The 22,214-nt window shown below is 74.8% G+C and carries 20 protein-coding genes; 11 read left to right on the forward strand and 9 right to left on the reverse strand.

All coding sequences use genetic code 11. From position 1 onward, the window contains the following. The first annotated feature begins 39 nt into the window (after positions 1 to 39). The 4 genes from BGP03_RS06775 (at position 40) to BGP03_RS06790 (ending at position 3,710) form a co-directional block, all read left to right on the forward strand. Positions 40 to 924 (forward strand): ABC transporter substrate-binding protein, encoded by an 885-nt coding sequence (locus tag BGP03_RS06775; protein WP_298796575.1) that lies wholly within the window; start codon positions 40 to 42, stop codon positions 922 to 924. Positions 925 to 1,128: 204 nt separating this feature from the next. After that, on the forward strand, positions 1,129 to 2,610 hold the full coding sequence (locus BGP03_RS06780) for a DUF2252 domain-containing protein (protein ID WP_296372606.1): 1,482 nt from the start codon (positions 1,129 to 1,131) through the stop codon (positions 2,608 to 2,610). 1 nt (position 2,611) lies between these two features. After that, entirely contained in the window at positions 2,612 to 3,382 is a 771-nt protein-coding gene (locus BGP03_RS06785) for an alpha/beta fold hydrolase (protein ID WP_298796573.1), read from the forward strand. 124 nt (positions 3,383 to 3,506) lie between these two features. Beyond that, entirely contained in the window at positions 3,507 to 3,710 is a 204-nt protein-coding gene (locus tag BGP03_RS06790) for a hypothetical protein (protein WP_296372603.1), read from the forward strand. Between the two features lie 9 nt (positions 3,711 to 3,719). Here the strand turns inward: BGP03_RS06790 and BGP03_RS06795 are convergent, their stop codons facing one another. After that, positions 3,720 to 4,139 carry a DUF1707 domain-containing protein gene (locus BGP03_RS06795; RefSeq protein WP_296372601.1) on the reverse strand — a complete coding sequence of 140 codons (420 nt, stop codon included), beginning with the start codon at positions 4,137 to 4,139 and terminating at the stop codon, positions 3,720 to 3,722. 165 nt (positions 4,140 to 4,304) lie between these two features. Here BGP03_RS06795 and BGP03_RS06800 point away from each other — a divergent pair, with 165 nt between their 5' ends. Beyond that, positions 4,305 to 5,450, forward strand: a complete 1,146-nt coding sequence (locus BGP03_RS06800; protein WP_298796570.1) for a sensor histidine kinase — start codon at positions 4,305 to 4,307, stop codon at positions 5,448 to 5,450. Then, positions 5,447 to 6,118: a response regulator transcription factor gene (locus BGP03_RS06805; RefSeq protein ID WP_296372596.1), complete on the forward strand. Its 672-nt coding sequence runs from the start codon at positions 5,447 to 5,449 to the stop codon at positions 6,116 to 6,118. Before BGP03_RS06800 ends, BGP03_RS06805 begins: the two co-directional genes overlap by 4 nt. A gap of 4 nt (positions 6,119 to 6,122) precedes the next feature. On the opposite strand, the gene BGP03_RS06810 is transcribed toward BGP03_RS06805, so the two are convergent. After that, positions 6,123 to 6,806, reverse strand: a complete 684-nt coding sequence (locus tag BGP03_RS06810; RefSeq protein WP_296372594.1) for a LuxR C-terminal-related transcriptional regulator — start codon at positions 6,804 to 6,806, stop codon at positions 6,123 to 6,125. 310 nt (positions 6,807 to 7,116) lie between these two features. Here BGP03_RS06810 and BGP03_RS06815 point away from each other — a divergent pair, with 310 nt between their 5' ends. The 3 genes from BGP03_RS06815 to BGP03_RS06825 all read left to right on the forward strand — a co-directional run bounded on the left by BGP03_RS06815 (position 7,117) and on the right by BGP03_RS06825 (position 12,438). After that, positions 7,117 to 9,075: a glycoside hydrolase family 3 N-terminal domain-containing protein gene (locus tag BGP03_RS06815; RefSeq protein ID WP_298796568.1), complete on the forward strand. Its 1,959-nt coding sequence runs from the start codon at positions 7,117 to 7,119 to the stop codon at positions 9,073 to 9,075. A 941-nt stretch (positions 9,076 to 10,016) separates the two neighbouring features. Continuing rightward, positions 10,017 to 10,847: a hypothetical protein gene (locus tag BGP03_RS06820; protein WP_298796566.1), complete on the forward strand. Its 831-nt coding sequence runs from the start codon at positions 10,017 to 10,019 to the stop codon at positions 10,845 to 10,847. Between the two features lie 43 nt (positions 10,848 to 10,890). Further along, the gene (locus BGP03_RS06825; protein WP_298796564.1) at positions 10,891 to 12,438 is read left to right on the forward strand and encodes a S53 family peptidase; all 1,548 of its coding nucleotides are present in this window, start codon (positions 10,891 to 10,893) and stop codon (positions 12,436 to 12,438) included. A gap of 41 nt (positions 12,439 to 12,479) precedes the next feature. Here the strand turns inward: BGP03_RS06825 and BGP03_RS06830 are convergent, their stop codons facing one another. Both BGP03_RS06830 and BGP03_RS06835 read right to left on the reverse strand, forming a co-directional pair. Next, positions 12,480 to 14,747 carry an FUSC family protein gene (locus tag BGP03_RS06830; RefSeq protein WP_299735871.1) on the reverse strand — a complete coding sequence of 756 codons (2,268 nt, stop codon included), beginning with the start codon at positions 14,745 to 14,747 and terminating at the stop codon, positions 12,480 to 12,482. A 65-nt stretch (positions 14,748 to 14,812) separates the two neighbouring features. Beyond that, positions 14,813 to 16,324, reverse strand: a complete 1,512-nt coding sequence (locus BGP03_RS06835) for an MFS transporter (protein ID WP_296372583.1) — start codon at positions 16,322 to 16,324, stop codon at positions 14,813 to 14,815. Positions 16,325 to 16,551: 227 nt separating this feature from the next. On the opposite strand from BGP03_RS06835, the gene tatA reads away from it, so the two are divergent. Then, on the forward strand, positions 16,552 to 16,824 hold the full coding sequence (gene tatA / locus BGP03_RS06840; RefSeq protein ID WP_298796560.1) for a Sec-independent protein translocase subunit TatA: 273 nt from the start codon (positions 16,552 to 16,554) through the stop codon (positions 16,822 to 16,824). On the opposite strand, the gene dinB is transcribed toward tatA, so the two are convergent. From dinB to BGP03_RS06855, 3 genes are read right to left on the reverse strand one after another with little or no spacing between them, the layout of a single operon-like run. Next, the gene (gene dinB, locus BGP03_RS06845; RefSeq protein WP_298796736.1) at positions 16,825 to 18,027 is read right to left on the reverse strand and encodes a DNA polymerase IV; all 1,203 of its coding nucleotides are present in this window, start codon (positions 18,025 to 18,027) and stop codon (positions 16,825 to 16,827) included. Positions 18,028 to 18,057: 30 nt separating this feature from the next. Continuing rightward, positions 18,058 to 19,143 (reverse strand): NYN domain-containing protein, encoded by a 1,086-nt coding sequence (locus BGP03_RS06850; protein WP_296372580.1) that lies wholly within the window; start codon positions 19,141 to 19,143, stop codon positions 18,058 to 18,060. After that, positions 19,140 to 19,691: an HD domain-containing protein gene (locus BGP03_RS06855; protein WP_296372578.1), complete on the reverse strand. Its 552-nt coding sequence runs from the start codon at positions 19,689 to 19,691 to the stop codon at positions 19,140 to 19,142. Before BGP03_RS06855 ends, BGP03_RS06850 begins: the two co-directional genes overlap by 4 nt. 20 nt (positions 19,692 to 19,711) lie before the next feature. Here BGP03_RS06855 and BGP03_RS06860 point away from each other — a divergent pair, with 20 nt between their 5' ends. Next, complete coding sequence (locus tag BGP03_RS06860) at positions 19,712 to 20,293, forward strand: carboxymuconolactone decarboxylase family protein (protein WP_299735875.1); 582 nt, start codon at positions 19,712 to 19,714, stop codon at positions 20,291 to 20,293. Between the two features lie 52 nt (positions 20,294 to 20,345). Here the strand turns inward: BGP03_RS06860 and BGP03_RS06865 are convergent, their stop codons facing one another. Then, positions 20,346 to 20,831 (reverse strand): hypothetical protein, encoded by a 486-nt coding sequence (locus tag BGP03_RS06865; protein ID WP_296372574.1) that lies wholly within the window; start codon positions 20,829 to 20,831, stop codon positions 20,346 to 20,348. A gap of 97 nt (positions 20,832 to 20,928) precedes the next feature. Further along, positions 20,929 to 22,209 (reverse strand): ATP-binding protein, encoded by a 1,281-nt coding sequence (locus BGP03_RS06870; protein WP_298796557.1) that lies wholly within the window; start codon positions 22,207 to 22,209, stop codon positions 20,929 to 20,931. Between the last annotated feature and the right edge of the window lie 5 nt (positions 22,210 to 22,214).

Raw genomic sequence — 22,214 nt, forward strand, 5'->3', positions numbered from 1 at the left:
ACCTAGGGACGAACGAGTCGGCGGCGAAAGGACAACCTCGTGCGAATTGCTTCCCTGCTTCCCGCGGCCACCGAGATCGCGGCGGCGGTCGGACTCGTCGACGACCTCGTTGCGGTCACGTTCGAGTGCGACCACCCCGCCGGGATCCGGGAGCGACTGCCCGTCGTGGTCGACACCGCGCTCCCCGCCGGTCTCGGCCCCGGCGAGATCGACGCGGTGGTCCGCGACCGGGTGGCCCGGGGGCTGCCGATGTACGCCGTCGACACCGCCGAGCTGCGCCGCCTCGACCCGGAGCTCATCCTCACCCAGGACCTCTGCCGGGTCTGCGCGCTGCCCGCGGGCACCGTCGAGGACGCGCTGGCGGTGATCGGTTCGGACGCCGAGGTCCTCTCGATCGACCCGCACACGGTGGACGACGTGCTGGCCGCGATCGCCGCGGTCGGGCGCCGGGGCGGGGCACCGGAGCAGGCCTCCGCGCTGGTCGACGCGCTGCGGACGCGGCTCGCCGCCGTGGCGTCCGCCGTCGACGGCCGCCCGCGGCCCCGCGTCCTCGTGCTGGAGTGGACCGACCCGCCGTTCCTCGCCGGGCACTGGGTGCCCGAGCTCGTGCGGCGGGCCGGCGGTGAGCCGGTGGCGGGGGTGGAGGGCGGTCGGTCGGTGACGGCGACGTGGGACGAGCTGGCCGCGCTGGACGTGGACGTCGTACTCACGGCCCCGTGCGGGTACGACCTCGCCGCGGCCGTGGAGCAGTCGGAGGTGGTGCGGGAGCGGCTGCCGGGCGTGCCGGTGGTCGCGATCGACTCCGCCGCGTACGTGGTGCGCGCCGGCCCGCGTCTGGTGGACGGGATCGAGGCGCTGGCGTGGGCGCTGCACGCCGAGGCCGTGGCGGCGCCGCCGGCCGGGCGGGTCCGGCGGGTGGGGTAGCCCGCGGGCTCCGGCGCCACTCGGGTCCGGGGGCCACGGGTCCGGAAGATCGCCGGGTGCCGCACGTCGGCGTCCGGAGGAGGACGCTCCTGTGCGGCCCGCGACGATCATGGGCACGCGGCGGGCCGGGAACACCCCGGCACGGGACGCGGCGGGGCTCGTCGGCTCCGGAAACGGTGACGGCATCCGCGTAGCATCCGCCTCGTGAGCACTCCCCGTCCCGGCCACATCGTGCTCGCCGACGCCGACGGCACCCCCTACTCCTCGCTGCGCCGGCGCCCGGCTCCCCGCGCGGAGCGCTACGAGCTGGGCCGCAGCCTGCGCCACAAGGTGCCGCGCAGCTCGCTGGGGGAGTGGGCGCCGCCCGCCGACCGCCCCGATCCGGTGCAGCAGATCATGCAGTCGCACGAGGGGCGGGTGGACCGGCTCATCCCCGTCCGGGTCGGGCGCATGATCGCCTCGCCCTACGGCTTCCTGCGCGGCACGGCCGTGGTGATGGCCACCGACGTGGCGGGCCTGCCGGCCACGGGCATCACGCCGGTGGTCTGCGGCGACGCGCACCTGGGCAACTTCGGCTTCTACGCCTCGCCCGAGCGCGACCTGGTGATCGACCTCAACGACTTCGACGAGGCCCACCCCGGCGGCTGGGAGTGGGATCTGCGCAGGCTCGTCGCCAGCATCTGGGTGGCCGGGCGGCACAACGGCGCGAGCGAGGACCACTGCGCGCAGGCCGTCGCCCAGTGCGTGGCCGCCTACCGTGACGAGGTGCGGCTGCTGGCCGACATGCCGCTGCTGTCGCGCTCCTACCAGCGGCTCGACGTCGACCGGTTGCAGGAGGAGAGCGGCAAGCCGCTGCGTCACGAGATCGAGCGGGCGGCGAAGCGCGCCCGGCACCGCACCAGCGACCGCGCCCTGCCGCGCTTCACCGAGAAGGTCGACGGCCGGCGCCGGATCGTCGAGGAGCCGCCGCTGATCACCCGGCTGCCCGGCCACGAGCGGGACCTGGTGGCCGCCGCGCTCGACGACTACCTGCTGACGCTGGCCTCGCACTGGCGCCGCGTGCTCGGCGGTTACACGCTCGTCGACGTCGCGCACAAGGTGGTCGGGGTCGGCAGCGTCGGGCTCCGCGCCTACGTGGCGCTGCTGGAGGGCTCGTCGCCCGAGGACGTGGTGTTCCTGCAGCTCAAGCAGGCCCGACGGTCGGTGCTGGCCCACCATGTGCACGGCGAGTCGGCGTGGCACGCCCACCAGGGGCAGCGGGTGGTGGAGTACCAGCAGGCGCTGCAGACGGTCAGCGACCCGCTACTGGGCTGGACAACCGTCTCGGGGCTCGCCCGGGACTCCGCAGCCGGTGGGGTGCCCGGGCGCGGGAGCCGCGATGGTGGCGGGCCGGGGATGCAGTTCTACGTGCGCCAGTTCCGGAACATGAAGGGCACCATCGCGCTCGAGGGCATCGACGCCGCCGCGCTGATCGACTACGCCGGCGTCGTCGGGCACCTGTTGGCGAAGGGGCACGCGCGCACCAGCGGGGCGTCGATGATCGCCGGGTACGTCGGCGGTTCGTCCAAGGTGGACGACGCGCTGGGCCGGTTCGCCCGCGCCTACGCCGACCAGACCGAGGCCGACCACGCCGCGCTCGTCACCGCCGTCGACCGGGGCCGCCTGCCCGTCGAGCGCGGGGTCTGAGATGGGGGAGCGCCTGCGGCTGCTCGTGCGCGAGTTCGGTCCGGTGCTCGGAGTGGGCCGGCGTGCCCTGCACCGCCACCCGATCTGGACGGACGGCACGGCGGAGGGCCGTGGGACGGGCGTGGTGGTGGTGCCCGGCTTCGGGGGCGCCGACGCGAGCATGGCGGTGCTGCGGCGCTGGCTCACCGGCCGCGGGTACACCGCCGTCGGGGCCGGTCTGGGCCTGAACCTGGGCTGCACGGCCGATCTGGTGCACCGCCTCGAGCGCCGCGTCGCCGACCTCGCGCGGGCCACCGGTCGACCCGTCGTGCTGGTCGGGCACAGCCGGGGCGGCTGGATCGGCCGGCTGGTGGCGGTGCGCCGCCCCGATCTCGTGGCCGGCGTGGTGATGATGGGCAGCCCCGTGCTCGACCCGCTCGACGCGCGCGGCGTGGCGCTGGCCGTGCTGCGGGTCCTGCTCGGGCTCTCCCGGATCGGGGTCCAGGGCGTGTTGGACCACGGCTGCCTGCACGGCACCTGCCGCGCGGCCACGGAAGCCGGTCTGGCGGCCCCGCTGCGGACGCCCGCCCTGGCCGTCTACTCCCGTGACGACGGGGTCGTCGGCTGGCGGTCGTGCCGTGACCCGGAGGCGGAGTGGGTCGAGGTGCACAGCAGCCACACCGGGATGGGCACCGATCCGGAGCTCTACGCCGCGCTCGCCCCCCACCTCGCGGCATGGGCGGGCGGTCACGGTGTCGTCGCGGAAACCCGTGATCGGGATCCCGCGGGGTAGACTCGGTAGGTCAGGTCGGGTGGGGGCCGCCAGCTCCCGCCTCGTGGCAGAGCGCCGCCTGACGAACGGTCGCGCCGGTCGCCAGCAGTGGGCCGAGCGTGACGAGCAAGGGAGTCACGGACGCATGAGCTGGACCGGAAACCCTTCCACCACCGACGCGGGCGGGCGTTTCGCCGCCGCCCAGGTGGCCAACGCCGAGAGCAACGACCTGCAGAACATGCGTGCCGCCCGCGTGGTGGCCGGTCGTTCGGCCGACGCGGCCGACTGTGCCGAGATGCTGGCCATGCTGGGCCTCGACGCCGGTGTCGACCGGATGCCGGTGGGCTGAGCTCCCGGATCACCCGCGTGGTGCACCCGCCGCCCGCCTGCGGGCGCGGCGGTGGTGCACCACCAGGCTCACTCCCAACCAGAACAGGGGCCACACCGGCCAGAAGAACGGCGCGGCCCCGAACGCCACCACCCCGACCACCCACCGGGTGAGCACCAGCGCCGCGATCACCGCCACCACGGCGGCGTGGATCGCGAGCCGTCGTCGCGCCTGCGGCCCGAGCTCCACCGGCGGGGCCGGCGGAGCGGGCAGGTCCGTCGTGAGCACGGCGAGATCGTCGGCGGTGCGGGCGGCGTAGGCGAGGGCCTGGCGTTCGTCGGCCTCGTCGAGCGTGAGGCGCCCCTCCGCGGCGGCGGCGCGCAGCCGGTCGGCCACCACCTCGCGGTCGGCGTCGGAGACCCGGATCTGGTTGACCTGTACTGGATTCATGCCGTCGATCCTGTCCGCGCCCCGTCGCGAGCGCGTCGGTACGGCGGAGGCCGTTGCGCTGCCCCACCGGGCGCACGGCGATCGACGGACCTACTCCCCCGGAGGTGGTCGCCGTTGCGCCCGCGGGACGACGCCGACGGTGCCCCGCTGTCCTACGGTGGAGCGGTGTCACCGTTTCCCGGCTGGTGGGGCGGCGCGCGCCCGACGCTGGCGCTGCCCGCCGCCGTCGCGGTGTTCGGGATGGCCGGCACGACGTTCTCCACCTACCACCAGACCGGACGCGCCCCCGACGCGGTGGCGGTGGCGCTGGTGCTCGCGGGGCCGCTGGCGCTGGTGGTGCGCCGGTGGAACCCACCGGTCGTGCTCGGTGTGGTGGGGGCGGTGCTCGTCGCCTACCTCGCGCTCGGCTACCCCTACGGGCCGGTGTACCTGGCGACGGTGGTCGCACTCGTCTCGGCGGTCGGCGCCGGGCACCGTGTCACCGCCTACGCGGTGGTCGGGGCCATCTACGCCGGCACGGTCGTCGTCGGCCTCGTCCGCGATCCGGGCGCGGCGTGGGGGCCGGCGGCCACGACGCTCGCCTGGCTCGTCGCCGTGTGCGCGGCGGCGGAGGGACTCCGGGCCCGTCGCGAGCGGCTCACCCAGGCGCGTGCGGCCCGGGAGGAGACCGAGCGCCGCCAGGGCGTGCAGGAACGGCTGCGGATCGCGCAGGAGCTGCACGACGTGCTCGGCCACCACGTCTCGCTGATCAACGTGCAGGCGGGAGTGGCGCTCTACCTCATGGACGACGACCCGGAGCAGGCGCGCACGGCGCTGACGGCGATCAAGCAGTCCAGCAAGGAGCTGCTGCGCGAGATGCGCTCGACCCTCGGGGTCCTGCGCGGCGTCGACGAGCAGCCGCCGCACCATCCCGTGCCCGGCCTCGCGCAGCTCGACGCGCTCGTCGCCGACACCCGGGCCGCCGGGCTGCCCGTGCGGCTCGACATCCGCGGCGAGCGGCGCGACCTGCCGCCCCACGTCGACCTGGCGGCCTACCGGATCGTCCAGGAGGCCCTGACCAACACCCGGCGCCACGCCGGCGCGGCGGAGGCCACCGTGACGCTGGATTACAGCGGCCCCGGAGTGACCGTGGACGTCTGCGACAACGGGCGGGGCGACGACGGGCGGGGCGACGACGGCACGGGCACACCGGGCGAGCCGGGCAACGGGCTGGCCGGGATGCGCGAGCGCGCCACCGCGCTCGGCGGCACGATCACCGCGGCCCCGGCCGCCCTCGGCGGGTTCCGCGTGCACGCCTGGCTGCCGGCGTGATCCGGGTCCTGCTCGCCGACGACCAGGCGCTGGTCCGCGCGGGGTTCCGGGCACTGCTGGGCCCGCAGCCGGACATGGAGGTGGTCGGGGAGGCCGAGGACGGGGCCGCCGCGCTGCGGCTGGCCCGCGAGACGAAGCCCGACGTGGTGCTGATGGACATCCGCATGCCCGGCGTCGACGGGCTCGCCGCCACCCGCGACATCGTCGCCGACCCGTCGCTCGTCGGGGTGCGGGTGATCGTGCTGACCACCTTCACCGAGGACTCCTACGTCTTCGACGCCGTCCGGGGCGGGGCGAGCGGGTTCCTCGTGAAGGACATCGAACCCGCCGAGCTGATCCACGCCATCCGGGTCGTGCACCGGGGTGACGCGCTGCTGGCCCCCGCGGTGACGCGGACGTTGATCGAGGAGTTCGCCGCGCGGTCGCGGCCGTCGCGGCCCGGGAACGCGGTCCTGCTCGGGGCGCTCACCGATCGCGAGCGCGAGGTCGTCACGCACGTCGCCGCCGGCCTGTCGAACGAGGAGATCGCCGCCCGCCTGGTGGTCAGCCCGGCCACGGCCAAGACCCACGTGAGCCGGGCGATGTCCAAGCTCGGTGCACGCGACCGCGCGCAGGTGGTGGTGCTGGCCTACGAGAGCGGGCTGGTGCGGCCCGGCTGGGCCGGCTGACCGGTCAGCGGATCGCGCCCGCCCGCAGCGCGAGCAGTACCAGGTGGGCGCGGTCCTGGGCGTGCAGGCGATGGGTGATCCGGGCCAGGTGGCTCTTGATCGTCAGTGCCGACAGCCCGAGGATGTCGCCGATCTCGGTGTTGCCGAGCCCCTCGGCCGTCAGGCGCAGCACCTCCACCTCGCGGAGCGAGAGCAACCGCTCCTGTCCTCCCGAGTCGAGCACGCGCACCCGCCGCGTGGTGAGGTCCTCGTCCCGTGCCGCGGCGGTCGGCTCGGCCGACGCCGACGCGCCCGTACTCATGAGGTGCCCGCGGGCGCCCGCGGAGAGCATGGCGCCGATCCGGTCGAAACGCGCGTCGTTACCGACGGTGATCACGTGCTCCCAGCCGCCCTGCCGCAGCGTGTGGACGAGCCGGACGAGTTCGTCGGTGTCGGTGTGCCCGTCGAGCGAGGAGTCGACCAGGGCGAGCTCGCCCGGGCCGTGCGCAGCGGCGACGGCGGCCGCATCCGTGAGCGTGCCGGCCTCCAGGAACGTCCAGGGTTCCCGGTAGGACAGCTCCTCGGTCATGGCCCGGCGCACGTGGGGGTCGGCGATGGCCAGCAGCGCGGTGGCCGGGCCGCCCGAACGTGGGCTGGGCACGGCGGTCGTCCGACCGGGGGGAGAGCCGGTGGTGGGATCGATGCTCATGGAGTTCCTCATGGATCCCGTTCGTCACGGTCCGTCGCGATCCACCCTGGTGCGTGGGCCGATCGGATGCAACAGTGATCCCAGGTCGCGTGGCCATGTCGTGATCGAGTGGGCCGTTGCGACCCCCACGGTAGTCCCGAATGGCGCAACGACTTCGCTCTTCCGGGCCATGACATGCCGGTGACCAGCTGTGATCGTTCGCGGAACTATGCATTCGCCGACCGCATCGGAACGGCTTGGTCGGCAGCTGCCCCGGTCTTTCCCAGCCTTCAGGTGCCAGGCGCGCGGAGGAGGGGGGAGGGGCGGTTCGATGGGTGAATCCGACTCCACGGAGGCCGCGTCGGCGCGGCCGGCGTGGGATCGGCGGGTGCGTGAGGTCCTCGGGCGGATGACGCTGGAGGAGAAGGTCGGCCAGATCAGCACGACGCCGCTCCCCCCGGCGGACCCGGAAGTGTGGGCGCCGGACCTCGCGGCCCGACCGCCGGGGATCGTGCTCGTACCGGCGATGCCCGCGACCGACATGGCGGCGCGGGTCGCGGCCTTCCAGCAGACCCTGGGCACCGCCCGGCTCGGGATCCCGGCCCTGCCGGTGGCCATCGGCGGGCGTCTCCCGTCGCTGCTGCCCGGCCCGATGGGCGCGGCGTCGACCTGGGACATGGGCACCGTCGAGCGCCTCGCGGCCGAGGGGGCGGCGGCGCTGCGGGCCGCGGGGGTCTTCGCGACGCTGGGCTCACCCGGGTCCGGGTGGGTCGTGGATCCGGTGCTCGCGAGCTCGATCGCGATCGCCCGGGTGCGCGGAGCGCAGGGGCGCGACGCCGGCCGTACCGGGCTCATCGGTGCGCGGCACGTCGCCCTGGTCATCCGGCTGGGTGCCGCGGGCGACGGCAGCTGGCACGAGCGCACGATGCGCTCCAGCCTGCTCGCCGCCGCGGAGGCCGCCGTCCGGGCCGGTGCCGCGATCGTCGTGCCGTCGCCGGCGAGCAACGCCGGGGTCCCGGCGCACAGCGACTCCTGGTTGCTCAAGCAGGTGCTGCGCCACGACTGGGGCTTCTCCGGGATCGTCGTGTCCGCCGCGGGGGCCATCCAGGGGCTCGTCACCACCTACGGCATCGCCGCGGGCATCGACCAGGCGATCGCGTCGGCGATCGAGGCCGGCGTCGACGTGATCAACGACGGTCCGGACGCGGTCGGGCGCGTGGTCGACCTGGTGCAGACCGGTGCGGTGCCCCAGTGGCTGGTGGACGACTCCGCGGCCACGGTGCTGCAGCTCAAGCTGCGGCTCGGGCTGCTGGACCGCAACCCGGCTCCGCCCGTCGCCGCGGGCGAGCCGGTGCGCTCGCCCGCCACCGTCACGCGGGCCGTGCTCGGTTCGCTGGTGCTCCTCTCGGACCCGACGGGGGCGCTTCCGCTGCCCGAGGCCGGGACGGTCCACGTCGTGTCGGCCGACGCCGGGCCCGGCGACGACGGCGGCTGGTCCACCGAGCCGGAGGGGCACGAGCTGGTGCAGTCGCTCACGACGTTGCTGCCGCGGGCCGAGGTGCGCACCGGGATGCCCGGTCCCGCCGACGCCGGCTCCTCGGGCCCGGCCACGGTGTTGGTGCTCACCGGCGATCCCGAGGCCGCGGCCCCGATGGCCGGTCGGGTGGTGGCGTCGGGCCGGCGCTGCGTGGTGCTGCTGAGCAGCGACCGGGTCGACCGGATCGACGACCTGGCCACCACCACGGCGAGCATCCTGCTGGGCTGGCAACCGTTCGGACCCAACGTCGACACGTTCGCCGAGGTGCTCGCGGGGCGGGCCGAGCCCGAGGGGCGGCTCCCGATGTCGCTGCCCGTGCTGCCGTCGCCCCGTTCGGTGGCCTATCCCCTCGGGCACGGATCGGGCTACACGACGTTCGAGTACTCGCGGCTGCGCATCGCGCCGTCGGTGCTGCTGGGCCGGGAGTCCGTCCGCGTCCGCTGCCTCGTGACCAACACCGGCCACCGGCCGGGCCGCGACGTCGTGCAGGTGTACCTGGGCAGGCGGACGGGCACGATCGCCACGGCCGCCCCGTCGCTGGTGGCGTTCTCCCCGGTCCGGCTCGGTGCGGGCCAGAGCCTGCCGGTCACCCTGCAGATCCCGCCCGAGCGGCTGGCCGTGTGGGACCGCAGCATGCGGCACGTCCTGCAGCCCGGCACCGTCGAGGTGCTCGTCGGACGGTCGGCGGGCGACATCCGCCTCACGGGGACCCTCACGGTGAACTCGGCGGGCGCGGTCGAGCGCTGGTCCTGACGGCGTCGTCCGGCGTGGGTGTCGTCCGGCGGGGGTGTCGTCCGGCGTGGTGTCGCGGGCGCGGCCGGTGGACCCGCCACGGTGGGCCCCGACCGGGGGCGGTCCGGGGGTGCGGACGGGCTGGAACCCCGGGTCCCGGCGCTGGTGACGAGGGCGGAGCCCGTCTCGCCCGCGATCCTGGTCGCCGGGTGCCGGGGGATCTGGTGGTCATCCGGTGGTCGGACGGGCGAACGGTGCGGTTCACCGCGACGGGGGCGCCGCTACCCGAAGGACGGCTTCCCGACCGTCGCCGGCTCCGGGCCCGCCCCGACCTCGGAGCCGCGGCTCGTCCCCTGTGGGGTCGTCGCGTGAATGGTCTCAACGGGTGATGCGGCCGATGCTCCGTGACGACGCGTGGCGTTGGGCCAGGTGGCGGTTACGCGGTTCGGGTGAGGACGGGATTCTGACTGCGCACGCTCGTGGGTGCCATCTCCGAGCTCGAACCCCCCGACCCGCCCCGGTCGCGAGCCCGCAGACCTCCATCCCCGTCCGCCTCCGTCCCCAGGAGCGCCCCGCACATGACCGTTGAGCTCGACGACGTCTCCTTCGCTGTGGTCCGACGGGGTCACGACCGTGCCCGGGTCGACGAGAACGTCGGCCGGTTGGGTGAGCAGCTCGACTCGGCGCGCGCCGCCCGTGACGCGGCGCTGGAGCAGGCCCACGCCCCGGGCCGAGCTGAACCGGCTGCCGGCCCACGTCGCGGAGCTGTCGACGGTCCCGAGCACGGTCGACGGGACGCGCGAACGGCTCCAGCAGATGGTGCGGCTCGCCCAGGACCAGGCCGACGACCCGCCCGGCCGACCCCCGCGGCCCGCATCCACCGGTCGGGCCCGCCGGCCGTGCGCGTCGTCTCGTCCCGCTGATCCCGTCCCTCCCCACCGTCAAACACGAGGATGTGCCCTGTGGCCGGTACCGCCACCAGTCCGACACCGACCCCCGCGGCGCACGCCGCCACCGGTGATGCTCCGCTGTTCGACACCGCCCTGCGCGGTTACGAGCGGCGTCAGGTCGACGAGTTCGTCACCGAGAAGAACAAGGAGGTCAGCCGCCTGACGATGGAGCTCGCCGAGGCCAACCGGCAGCGGCGGCTGGCCACCGAGCACGCCGAGTCGACGGAGAAGGAGCTGCGTGAGGCCAGGGCCCGGTCCGCGCACCTGGAGCCGGCCGCCCCGGAGGACAGCTTCGGCTTCCGGGCCGAGAAGCTCCTGCGCATGGCCGAGCAGGAGGCGGCGGAGGTGCGGGTGCACGCGAGCCGGGAGTCCGCGGCCATCGTGGAGAAGGCCCGGTCGGAGGCCGAGCGGCACCGCCACGAAGCCGAGCAGGCCCTGATCTCGCGGGCCTCGATGCTCGAGCAGCAGGCCGCGCAGCGGACCGCGGAGCTCCAGGACCGGGAGCAGCAGATCGCCGACCAGCTCGCCGCCGCGCGTGAGCAGGCCGAGCAGGTGCACGCCGCGGCCGCGCGGGCGGCCGAGCGCCTCCGGCAGGAGTCGGAGGCGGCGGCGGAGGAGACCCGCGCCCGTGCGGAGACCGCGCTGGAGCGCCAGCGCGACCAGGCCAACCAGGAGATCTCCCGCCTGGTCGCCCTGCAGTCCGACGTGCGGGCCGAGCTGGGCCGGCTGGCGCAGGTGCTGTCGGCGGAGCTGGCGAACGGGGCGGCGGCGTCCTCGGCCCCCGTCGAGGTGCCCGGGCGGGGCGCCGACCCGTCCGCGGACAAGCGCGACGCCCGGCGCTGAACCGGGCCCGGCGGGGGCGGGCCGAACGGGGTACAACGACCCCATGAGCGAACCCGTCCCCGCCGCCGCCCGCCGTACCATCCCCGGCAGCGAGCGGCCCCCCGTCGACACCGCCGCGGCGGCCCGGCAGGCGGTGCCCGCCGACACCAGGGTCGAGGCCACCGTGGTGCTGCGCCGCCGCGCCGAGCTCCCCGACGGGCCGGGCCTGCTCACGCCCGCGGAGCTGGCCGAGCGGCACGGGGCCGATCCCGCCGACGTCGAGCTCGTGACCCGCACGCTCACCGGGCTCGGGGTGGAGGTCACCGCGGTGGACGCCGCGTCCCGCCGGTTGCGGGTCGCGGGCCCGGCCGGCGTGCTCGCGGAGGCGTTCGGCACGTCGTTGGCGCAGGTCAGCACGCCGGACCCCAGCGGGGCGCAGGTCACCCACCGCTACCGCGCGGGCGCGCTGAGCGTGCCGGCGGAGCTGGACGGCGTCGTCACCGCCGTGCTCGGCCTCGACGACCGCCCGCAGGCGCGGGCCCGGTTCCGCGTGGCCACGGCGGCGGCCGCCTCGGCCGGGTACACGCCGATCGAGCTGGGCCGGGTCTACTCCTTCCCCGAGGGCAGCGACGGCTCGGGCCAGACGATCGCGATCATCGAGCTGGGCGGCGGGTTCGCGCAGTCCGAGCTCGACACCTACTTCGCCGGCCTCGGGATCAGCGGCCCGACGGTCACCGCCGTCGGCGTCGACGGCGGCAGCAACGTGGCCGGCAGGGACCCCCAGGGCGCCGACGGCGAGGTGCTGCTCGACATCGAGGTGGCGGGCGCGCTCGCTCCGGGGGCCGACGTCGTCGTGTACTTCGCGCCCAACACCGACGCGGGCTTCCTCGACGCCGTCGCGCAGGCGGCCCACGCCACCCCGACGCCCGCGGCGATCAGCATCAGCTGGGGCGGGTCCGAGGACACCTGGACCGGGCAGGCCCGCACCGCGTTCGACGCCGCGCTCGCCGACGCGGCCGCGCTCGGCGTGACCACCACGGTGGCCGCCGGCGACGACGGCAGCACCGACCGCGCCACCGACGGGAAGTCCCATGTGGACTTCCCCGCCTCCAGCCCGCACGCCCTGGCCTGCGGCGGCACCCACCTCGACGCGAACGCGACCACGGGCGCGGTCACCTCCGAGGTGGTGTGGAACAACGGCGCGGGCAAGGGTGCCACGGGCGGCGGGGTCAGCACCGTGTTCGCGCAGCCGAGCTGGCAGGCCTCCGCCGGGGTGCCGGACGGGCCCGGCGGCAAGCCCGGGCGCGGTGTGCCGGACGTGTCGGCGGTGGCCGACCCGCAGACCGGTTACCGGATCCGGGTCGACGGGCAGGACCTCGTGATCGGCGGCACGAGCGCGGTGGCCCCGCTGTGGGCGGCGCTGGTGGCGCGGCTGGTGCAGGCCGGCCGCGCGAAGCTGGGCCTGCTGCAGCCGAAGCTCTACGCGGCGCCCACGGCCTTCCGCGACATCACGGAGGGCGACAACGGCGCCTACCGGGCCGGCCCGGGCTGGGACGCGTGCACCGGCCTGGGTGTACCGGTGGGCACGGCCCTGGCATCGGCGCTCAGCTGACGTTCCGACGAACGTCTGCGCTCTCCGACCCTCGCGGCAGATCAGGACACGGGCCCTGGTTCTGTGGTGCCACGCACGTCCCGCAGTTCTGCACCCGTGCGACGAGAGTGCCGTTCGTCGGATTCGGGGGTGGGGACGCCGCCGAGGTCCTGGGCGAAGCCGACCACCGCCTGGTCGATGCGGCGCAGCATCCGGATCACCGTCAGCTCGCCGGCGCGTCGGCGGTGGTCCCCGGTGCGGGCGGCGTGGGCCTCGGCGGTGTCCACCAGATCCTCGGCCGAGGCGATCGGGCGCTCCGGCTCCCGGTGGTGCAGCAGCAGCCGCAGGCCGTCGAGGTTGGCGAGCACGCGGTCGGCGGCCGGCTGCAGCGTCGGGGCCCAGCCGGGCGAGCCGACGGTGTCCGAGAGCCGGGCGAGGCGACGCGCGTAGTGGTCCACGCCGGTGAGCACCCGCAGCGCCCGCTGGTAGCTCGACCGGCCGCGGCGGCGAGGCAGGGGGTTGTCCAGCGGCTTGGCCCGGGCGCGCAGCACGCCCAGCGCGTCGTCCATGTCGCGGGCGAGCTCCAGCGGGGCTTCGGGCGTGCCCCGCCCCAGGATCCGCTCGACGGCGCCGGTGACGGTGTGGTCGACGGCCTCGACCATCGTGTCCAGGGCCTCGCCGAACGCCTCCCGCGTGCCCTTGGGCAGGATCAGGTAGCCCGCGAGGATGCCCATCGCCGCCCCGACGGCGGTCTCCTCGACGCGCACCACGAGCGTCTCCACGCTGAACTGGCCGATCAACCCGTACAGCAGCGCCAGCACCGCGGTGATCCAGAAGGCCATCAGCGCCTGCGACACCCGCACCAGGTAGAGCGCGAAGAACACGCAGCCGAACATGATGATCAGGGCGGGCACGGCCCGGTCGCCCACGACCAGCGCGAGGCCCATCCCCGCGACCACCCCGCCGATCGTGCCCACCACGCGCTGCGAGCCGCGGCTGAGGACGTCGCCCCGGCTGGTGGTGCCCGCGAAGACGACGAACGCGGCGATGACCGCCCAGTACCACCGCGACGGCGACACGAGCTCGCCCACGACGATCGCGAGGCTGGTGGCCACCCCGACCTGCACGGCCTGGCGGGTGCTCAGGTCGAGTCCGGCGGGTGCGGGCTCCGGGTCCGGCGCATCGGCGGGGGCCGGGGCGGGGTCGGGCGGGGGAGTCCCGGCTCCGGGCAGGTCGGGGAGGCTGTCGGCGGCCGGCGCGGGGGGCGGGTCGGCGGCCGGGTACGGCGCGTCGGGTTGCAGGTCGGGGGCGCCCAGGGCGTCGGCCAGCCGGGTGATCGCGAACCCGACCCGCTGGGCGCGGTCGCCGAGCTCCAGCGCGCGCCCCGCGCGGTCGTCGGGCCCCGGGGTGCCGGTGACGATCGCGCCGACACTGCGCCGGGCCGTGTCACGCAGGAGCGCCACGGCCCCGGGCGACGCCCCGGTGGCGGTGGCGGCGCCCAGCGAGCGCATGCCGGCCAGCAGCGGGCGCACCACGTCGCCGGGCGGGGGGTGGTCGCCGAGCACGAGCCTGCGGGTGGCCACCGAGAGGCGTTCGGCGGCGAGCTCGGCGTCGAGGAGGTCGAGCTCCAGCAGGTCCCGGCCGGCGTCCGGATGGTCGTCCTCGCGTTGCTGCTCCAGCCGGTCGGCCACCAGCAGCGCGGTCTCGTTGAGGCGGGTGCGCCGCCGGGCCACGTCGCGCAGGGCGTCGTCGCGCTCGTCGGGTGCGGCCGCCAGCAGGTCGGCCGTGGCCTCGACGAGCCGGTGGACGTGCGCGCGGAACGCCCGGGTCATCCGCTCCACGGTGCGCCCGGGATTCTCCGCGAACACCCACCCCCGCAGCAGCAGCGTGGACCCGATGCCCACCGCGGCCGCCACGAGCAGGAACGGGATCTGCCCGACCGCGGCCTTGAGGAACTGGGTGAAGAAGTAGCCCATCATCGCGGCCATGCCCAGGGCGTTGCCGCGCGGCCCGTAGCGGCGGATGTACACCGCGGTGACCATGACGGCGACGAACACGACGTCGGCCACGATCCGGTCCGGGGCGAGCAGCGTGCCCGCGGTGACCGAGGCCAGTGCCGGAGGGACCATGAGCGCCGTGGTGACGCGCAGCCGCCGGATGTCGGGCTCGTTCACCGCGAGGTTGCCGATCATCGACAGCACCCCGGCCATCAGGACCGCGGTGACCGGCTCCCCGGTGAGCGCCCGCACCCCCGACATCACCAGCACCGCGAGGATCATCGACGCCGCGGCGATGCCGCCCAGCCGCAGGCGGACCAGGCCCGGATCCACGCCGGTCAGGGTCGTGCGCAGCTCCGCCCACCTCGCCCGCCACACCACAGGGGGAGTGTGCCACCTCAGCTCGGCCGGGCGGCTCCCTCGGCCCGGGTGAACCCGGTGCGCGGCCGCCCGCCCGCCGAGAGCGGGGTGGCGATCTCCTCCAACGACCTGCCCTCGGCGTCGACGGCGAGGAAGTAGGCCACGAGCCCGCCGGCCACCATCACCGCGGCGCCCAGCAGGTAGCCGTAGAACAGGCGGATCGGCTCGGAGCCGTCGCCGATGAGCGCCCCGTAGATCACCGGGCCGAGCGCGCCGAAGCACTGGGCGATCGCGAAGAACACCGCGATGGCCTTGGACCGGACCTCCAGCGGGAAGATCTCGCTGACGGTCAGGTAGGCGGCGCTCGCGCCGGCCGAGGCGAAGTAGAAGATCACGCACCAGGCGATCGTCTGGGTGACGGCGTTGAGCACGCCCGCGTTGAACAGGAACGCGGTGACGGCGAGCAGCACGCCGGAGACGAGGTAGGTGCCGGCGATCATCTTGCGGCGGCCGATGGTGTCGAACAGGTGCCCGATGGTCAGCGGACCGGCCAGGTTCCCGACGGCGAACGCGATGAGGAACAACGGTGCCGAGGTGGAGGCGACGCCGTAGAACTTGCCCAGCACCAGCGTGTAGGTGAAGAAGATCGCGTTGTAGAGGAACGACTGCGTGATCATCAACGACGCACCGAGCACCGCGCGCTTCGGGTAGTCGCGGAACAGCACCCGCACCAGCGCCAGGTACCCGATGTCCGTGGTGGGCTGCAGGTCGATGGCCTTGCTCTCGTCCACCGGCGGGAGGTCGCGGCCACCCGCGGTGACCTCGCTCTCGATGTAGGTGATCGACTCCTCGGCCTCACGCTCGCGGCCGTTCATGACCTCCCAGCGCGGGCTCTCCGGCAGGTGCCGGCGGACGAACAGGATCACCAGCCCGAGGACCGGTCCGATGAGGAAGGCGATGCGCCAGCCCACGCTGATGCTCATGACGTTGAGGAAGATCAGGCTGCCCAGGGTGCCGATGATCGCGCCGGCCCAGTAGGTGCCGTTGACCATGATGTCGACGCGGCCGCGGAACTTCGACGGGATCAGTTCGTCGATCGCGGAGTTGATGGCCGAGTACTCGCCACCGATGCCCATTCCGGCGATGAACCGGGTCAGGTAGAGGAAGCCGATCCAGAAACCGTTGTTGCCCAGCGTCAGGGCCGTGAGCCCGCTGCCGATCAGGTAGACGGCGAGCGTGATCATGAACAGCTTCCGTCGGCCGAGCTTGTCCGACAGCCGCCCGAAGTACAGCGCCCCGACCACCTCACCGGCGAGGTAGACGCTGGCGACCAGCCCGGCCGCCGCGGACGACAGCGCCAGGGTGTCCGGCTTCGTCAGGACGTCGGTGACGGAGCTCGCCACCGTGATCTCCAGCCCGTCCAGGATCCACGCGACGCCGAGTGCGACCACCATCCGGGTGTGGAACGGCGACCACGGAAGGCGGTCGATCCGGGCCGGGATCAGGCTGCGCACCACCCCTGGGGCCGGCGCGTTCGGTGTTGTCGTCATGGTGTACTCCGATGTCCCCACGGCGCCGACGGTGGCGCCTACCGGGGAGGTTCGGACGGTGGGAGGGCACCGGCAAATCGGGGTGACCGGTACGTTCCCGGTGTCCGATACACACCTTCGTGTGGGGGTGGGTCGGCTGGAATCCGAACCGTCTGCCCCGTACGTTCGTTGGCTACAGGGACACGCTGCGGTTTCCACTGCGGCCCGTCGAGGAGATAGGTGCGATCATGGGCGCTCTCAGCCCCACCCACTGGCTGATCATCGTGGCCGTCCTGGTGCTGCTGTTCGGCGCCAAGCGGCTGCCTGATGCGGCGCGGAGCCTCGGGCGTTCGGCGCGCATCCTCAAGTCGGAGGTCAAGGAGCTGCACCCGGAGTCGAAGGACGAGCCGGCCCCGCCCGCGGCGCAGGCCCCGCCCGCGGCCATTCCGCCGGTGACGCCGGTGGTGGCCACCCCGGCCCCGGTGGTGGAGCCCGTGAGCACGGAGAAGAAGGCCGGCTAGTCACCCGTCGTCGGGGAGCAGGGGCACCTCCAGCGCCGGTCGGCGACCGAGCTGCGTGCCGCGGGTGACCGCGCGCGACCCGAAGCGCTTGTGCACCGCGTCGAGCGTGACGTCCAGCTCCGGCCCCGACTGCGCGTCGAACGGCAGGGCGAGCTGCACCGAGCGGTCGTCCTCGAGGTTGCCCAGCGACACCCCGAGCAGCGTGATGCCCTGCTCGATGATCATCGGTAGCGCCGTGGCGAGCAGCCCGCGGGCGGCGTCGAGCAGTGTGGCCGTGTGGGCGGTGGCCTCCGGCATTGAGTGCGACCGGGTGGCCCGGGTGAAGTCGGCGAAGCGCAGCCGCAGCATCACGGTGCGGCAGGTGCGCCGGCCGGCGCGCAACCGGCGGCCGAGACGGTCGAGCGTGCCCGCGAGGATCGCGTCGAGCTCCTCGGGGCTGCGCAGGCCCCGCCCCAGCGCCTGCTGCGAGCCGATGGAGTGGCGTCGCCCGCCCGTCTCGACGGGGCGGGGGTCGTGGTTGTGCGCCAGCGCGTGCAGGTGGCGCCCCGCGGCCCGGCCGAGCACCGACACCAGCGTGGCCTCGCCCAGATCCGCGACGTCGGCGACCGTGCGGATGCCCAGCGCGTGCAGCTTGCCCGTGGTGACCCGCCCGACGCCCCACAGCCGCTCCACGGGCAGCGGGCGCAGGAACGCCAGCTCGCCGTCGGGCGGCACCAGCAGCAGCCCGTCGGGCTTGGCCACGCCGCTGGCCACCTTGGCCAGGAACTTGGTGCGCGCGATGCCCACCGTGATGGCCAGCCCCACCTGCTCCAGCACGTCGCGGCGCAGCGCCGTGGCGATGTCGATCGGCGGCCCGGCGATCTTCAGCAGGCCGCCGACCTCGAGGAACGCCTCGTCGATGGAGATGCCCTGCACCAGCGGCGTGGTGTGGGCGAACACCTCGAACACGGCCCTGCTCGCCGCCGAGTACGCCTCCATGCGCGGCGGCACCACGATCGCGGACGGGCACAGCTGCCGCGCCTGCCGCCCGTTCATGGCCGTGCGCACCCCCCGGGCCTTGGCCTCGTAGCTGGCCGCGAGGACCACCCCGCCGCCGACGATGACCGGGCGGCCGCGCAGCCGGGGGTTGTCGCGCTGCTCGACCGACGCGTAGAACGCGTCGAGGTCGGCGTGCAGGATGGTGGCGTCTCGGGACACGAACAGATGTTCGCACGACGCACCGACAAAGTCGCGTCAGTCGGGCACGCGCAGCAGGTAGTCGCCCATGTCCTCGTTCCAGTCCATCGTCACCAGCTCGCGGGCCCGGGCGGCCTTGGCGAACGACAGGAACGTGTTGAAGCCGAAGCGCTTCTCGCTGAACCCGGGCTGCCGCTTGCGCAGCTGGTCCTTGAGCCCGGACAGCTGCGGGCCCGTGGACGGCGTCTGCAGCTCGCCCACCACGTCGACGAGCAGCCGGAACGCGTCCTCGTCGGCGGAGGAGTGCTCGGGCAGCGTGACCTCGGGATCGCCCTGCGCACTGCCCTTGCGCAGCTCCACCACCTGCTGGGTCTCCAGGTTGCGCAGCAGCTCGCCGAACCCGCGGAAGCCGTGGTCGGCCTCGTCGAACGTGGGGTCCTTGCGCAGGATGGCCCGCTTGAGCCGCGACGCCAGCACGGGCCCGTCGGCGTGGCGCTGCAGGCCCGTCAGGGTGCTGATGACGAGCGGGCCGACCTCGCGGTCCTCGGCCGGGAGGGCCGGCTCCTCGACCGGGGCGGGCTCCGGTTCGGGGGTGACGACCTCGACCCGCTCGCGCGGCGCGGGCCGCTCGCGGCGTCCGGGCTTGCGGGGTTCCTGCGTCGGCTCGACGCCGGGCAGCCGGTCGTAGAACAGGAACTCGTCGCACGCCGGAGGCAGCAGCGCCGACGTGGAGGACTGCACGCCGATGCCGATCACCCGCTTGTCCAGCTCGCGCAGCTTGTGCACGAGCGGGGTGAAGTCGGAGTCGCCGGTGCAGATCGCGAACGTGGTGATGAAGCCGCGCTCGAACGCCATCTCGACGGCGTCGACGGCCATCTTGATGTCGGCGGCGTTCTTACGGGAGCCGCCGACCTTCTGCGGGATCTCGATCAGCTCGACCTGCGCGCGGGCGAGCAGGCGGCGGTCCTCGTCGAAGTAGGACCAGTCGGCGTAGGCGCGCCGTGCCACCACGCGCCCCCGCTCGGCCAGCGCGTCGGCGATGGGACCGAAGGCGAACGGGGACACGCCCAGCCCCTCGCGGGCGCCGATCGCGAGGTTCTCGTAGTCGAGGAACAGCGCGATGCGCTCGTCGTCGGTGATCACGGCGTCACCGTAGCCGCACGGGCCACGGACACGACGGCCGCCGCGAACGCGTCGAACGGCGGCACCGGGGCGTCGTGGTCCTTGGCCGCGTCGTCCCAGCGCCGCACGGCCACCGCGTCGGCGTGGTGCGGGTTCGCCTCGAACGCCGCCCGCTCGGCGTCGCCCATCGGCCCGCCCTGCAACGCCAGGCTGTGCACCGAGGCGGGGGAGAGCACGGCGGCGTACGCGGGGTCGACGGCGCAGAGATAACGCTTCGCGGCCACGTGCAGCCGCACCGGCTCGGTGACCGACGGCGGGAACCAGCGGGCGAGCAGCTCGGCGCCCGCGTCGTCGTGGTGGTTGTCGTGCCCGCCCATCGGATCGGCCGCGCCGAAGTGGCCCACGTCGTGCAGCACGGCGGCGACGACGAGGTGGTCGGGTGCACCGGCCGCCAGGGCCAGCGCACCGGCCTGCAGCATGTGCACGGCCTGGGTGACGTCCTCCCCGAGGTACGCGCTCGCCCCGTCGCTCTCGAACATCTCCCGCAGCAGGGTGACGAGGTCGTCCACGATCGCTGACGGTACCGTCCGTGCCGGTCACGAGGGAGAGCCCGATGCCGCGCCTGTCACCACGCCGCCCCGCCGATCTCGACGGCCCCGAACGGGCCCTCTACGACGCCGTGACCGGCGGTCCACGGGCGCAGGGGCCGCAGCTGTTCCCGCTGGTCGACGCCGACGGCGGGCTGCGCGGCCCGTTCGAGGCGATGCTGCGCAGCCCCGCCGTCGGCGGACCGTTGCAGGCGCTCGGCGTGGCCCTGCGGTACGGGTCGTCGTTGGCGCCGCGGGTCCGGGAGATGGCGGTGCTCGCCGTGGCCGCGGCGTGGGACAGCGCGTTCGAGCGGGAGGCCCACGAGGCGGTCGGCCGGCACGTCGGCCTCACCGAGGACGAGCTGGCGGCCCTGCGCGACGGCGCGGTGCCGGCCCTGGCCGATCCGGTCGAGCGGGCCGCGCTGGACCTGACCCGCGCGCTGCTGGCCGGCGGCCGCCTCGCGGACGCCGACTACGAGGCGCTGGCCGGGGTGCTGGGGGAGCGGCAGGTCTTCGAGCTGTCCACCCTGGTCGGCTACTACGCCACGCTCGCACTGCAGATGCGCCTGTTCGCGACATGCTGACGATCCGGGTCCGGTGGTCCGGGCCCGGATCGTCAGGGGCGGTCGGCGGCGGTCAGCGGCGGGCGGCGGCGGTCGCCGCGCCGGCGACGAGGCTCCCGATCGCCAGGCCGATCACCAGGTGGATGACACCCGCGGCGGCCGCGGCGGCGAGCGGGCCGCCGACGGCCAGGGGCAGGACGGTCGCGGCGGCGGTGGCGAGGCCGACGATCCAGCCGAGGTAGGCCAGCGGGCGCGGGGTCGAGACCATCAGCAGGTGGGCGAGCCCGGTGGCGACCAGGGCCGCGCCGGCGGCGGACAAGCACAGCAGGACGGTGGCGTGCGTGTCGAGCGCGGCGCCGCCGATCGGGGTGGTGAGGGCGGCGGTGCGGGCGGTGACGCGCACGACGAGCGTGCCGACGAGGCCGATGAGCGCGGCGACCACCGCAGTGGCGAGGCCGCCGGTCCAGAGCCGGGTGGCGTCGAGGACGGGCGCGGCGGTCGCGCGGGGGATGCGGACGGTGGGGGCGTCGGTGCTGGTGACGGCGGTCGCGGTGGTCATGACGGTGTCTCTCTTCGTGGGGTTCCGGTGGGGCTCGCTGCCCCGATGACTCCACGATGCGCCCGATCCCGGGCCGCCACCGTCGGCCGGCCGGGCCTCATGCGGGGCGAGCCGGGGGTCCACCGATCGGGGGACAGGGCAGCTCCACCGTCATGACCGTGCCCGGGTTTCCCGGTTCGGCCCACAGCCGGCCGCCGGCGGCGTCGATCCGGACGGTGTGGGAGGCGAGCCCGATGTGGCCGCGGCCCAGCGCCTCCTCGGCCGGGCGTTCCGGCATCCCGACGCCGTCGTCCGCCACGACCAGCCGGGCCTTTCCATCCACAGTGGACACGGTGACGGTGGCGGTGCGGGCCTTCGCGTGCTCGGCCACGTTGGCCAGCAGCTCCCGCGCGGTGCGGAAGAGCAGCGCGTCGACCGGGGTGCGCAGGTCGTCGGGCCAGCCCGTCGTGTCGACCTCGGCGCTGAACCCGCCACGGGCGGCGGCCTCCCGGGCCAGGTCGCGCACGGCGGCCGGCAGCCCGGCCCGGGCGAGCACGGCCGGGTGCAGCTCCGCGACCGTCGAGCGCAGCAGGCGGACCGACTCGCCCAGCGCCTGCTCCAGCCGCGCGAACGCCTCCTGGTCGCCGCTCTCGCGGGCGTCCTCGAGGTCGTGGCGCGCGGCCAGCACGTACTGCAGGGCGCCGTCGTGCAGGTGCTCCGAGAGCTCACGGCGTTCCCGCTGCTCGATGCCGGCCAGCTCGGCGAGCAGCTGCGTACGGGTGGCGACGAGCCCGCCGATCGTCCGCACGCGGGAGCGCTGGATGCGGGAGAGCCCGACACAGCCCGCCGCCACCCCCGCCGCGATCGCCGTCCGCAGCAGCACCGACGCCCACGGCTCGACGTTCGACTCGCGCGTGGCGATGCCCGCCACCAGGTACACGAGCACGGTCGGGACGACCACCGCCGCGCACACCAGCGGCCGCAGCTGGGTGGCGGCCAGCACCGGGACCAGCAGGAACCCGACGGTGACGACGTCGGAGGTCCAGCTGTCGGGGGTGGCGATGCCGGTGATCAGGGTGAGCGCACCCAGCACCAGCACGTCGACGAACAGCGCGAGCCACGCCAGCCGCAGGTCCGACGCGCGGGCCTGCCGCGTCCAGACCGCGACGGTGAGCGTCCACAGTGCATAGCCCGCGAGGATCACGACGCAGGCGGTGCGGCCCGCCGCCGGCGGCACGGTGACCAGCGTCAGGACGAGGAACGCCAGAAGCACCCAGCGCAGGGCCACCTGCAACCGCACGCCGCGCCGGGCGTGCTCGACGGCCACTTCGACAACGGGGTCGACAACGGGGTCGACAACGGGCTCGACAACGGGCTCGACGACCTCGGGCGATGTCATCGGGA

Source organism: Pseudonocardia sp. 73-21, assembly GCF_001899645.1.
Lineage (GTDB): Bacteria > Actinomycetota > Actinomycetes > Mycobacteriales > Pseudonocardiaceae > Pseudonocardia.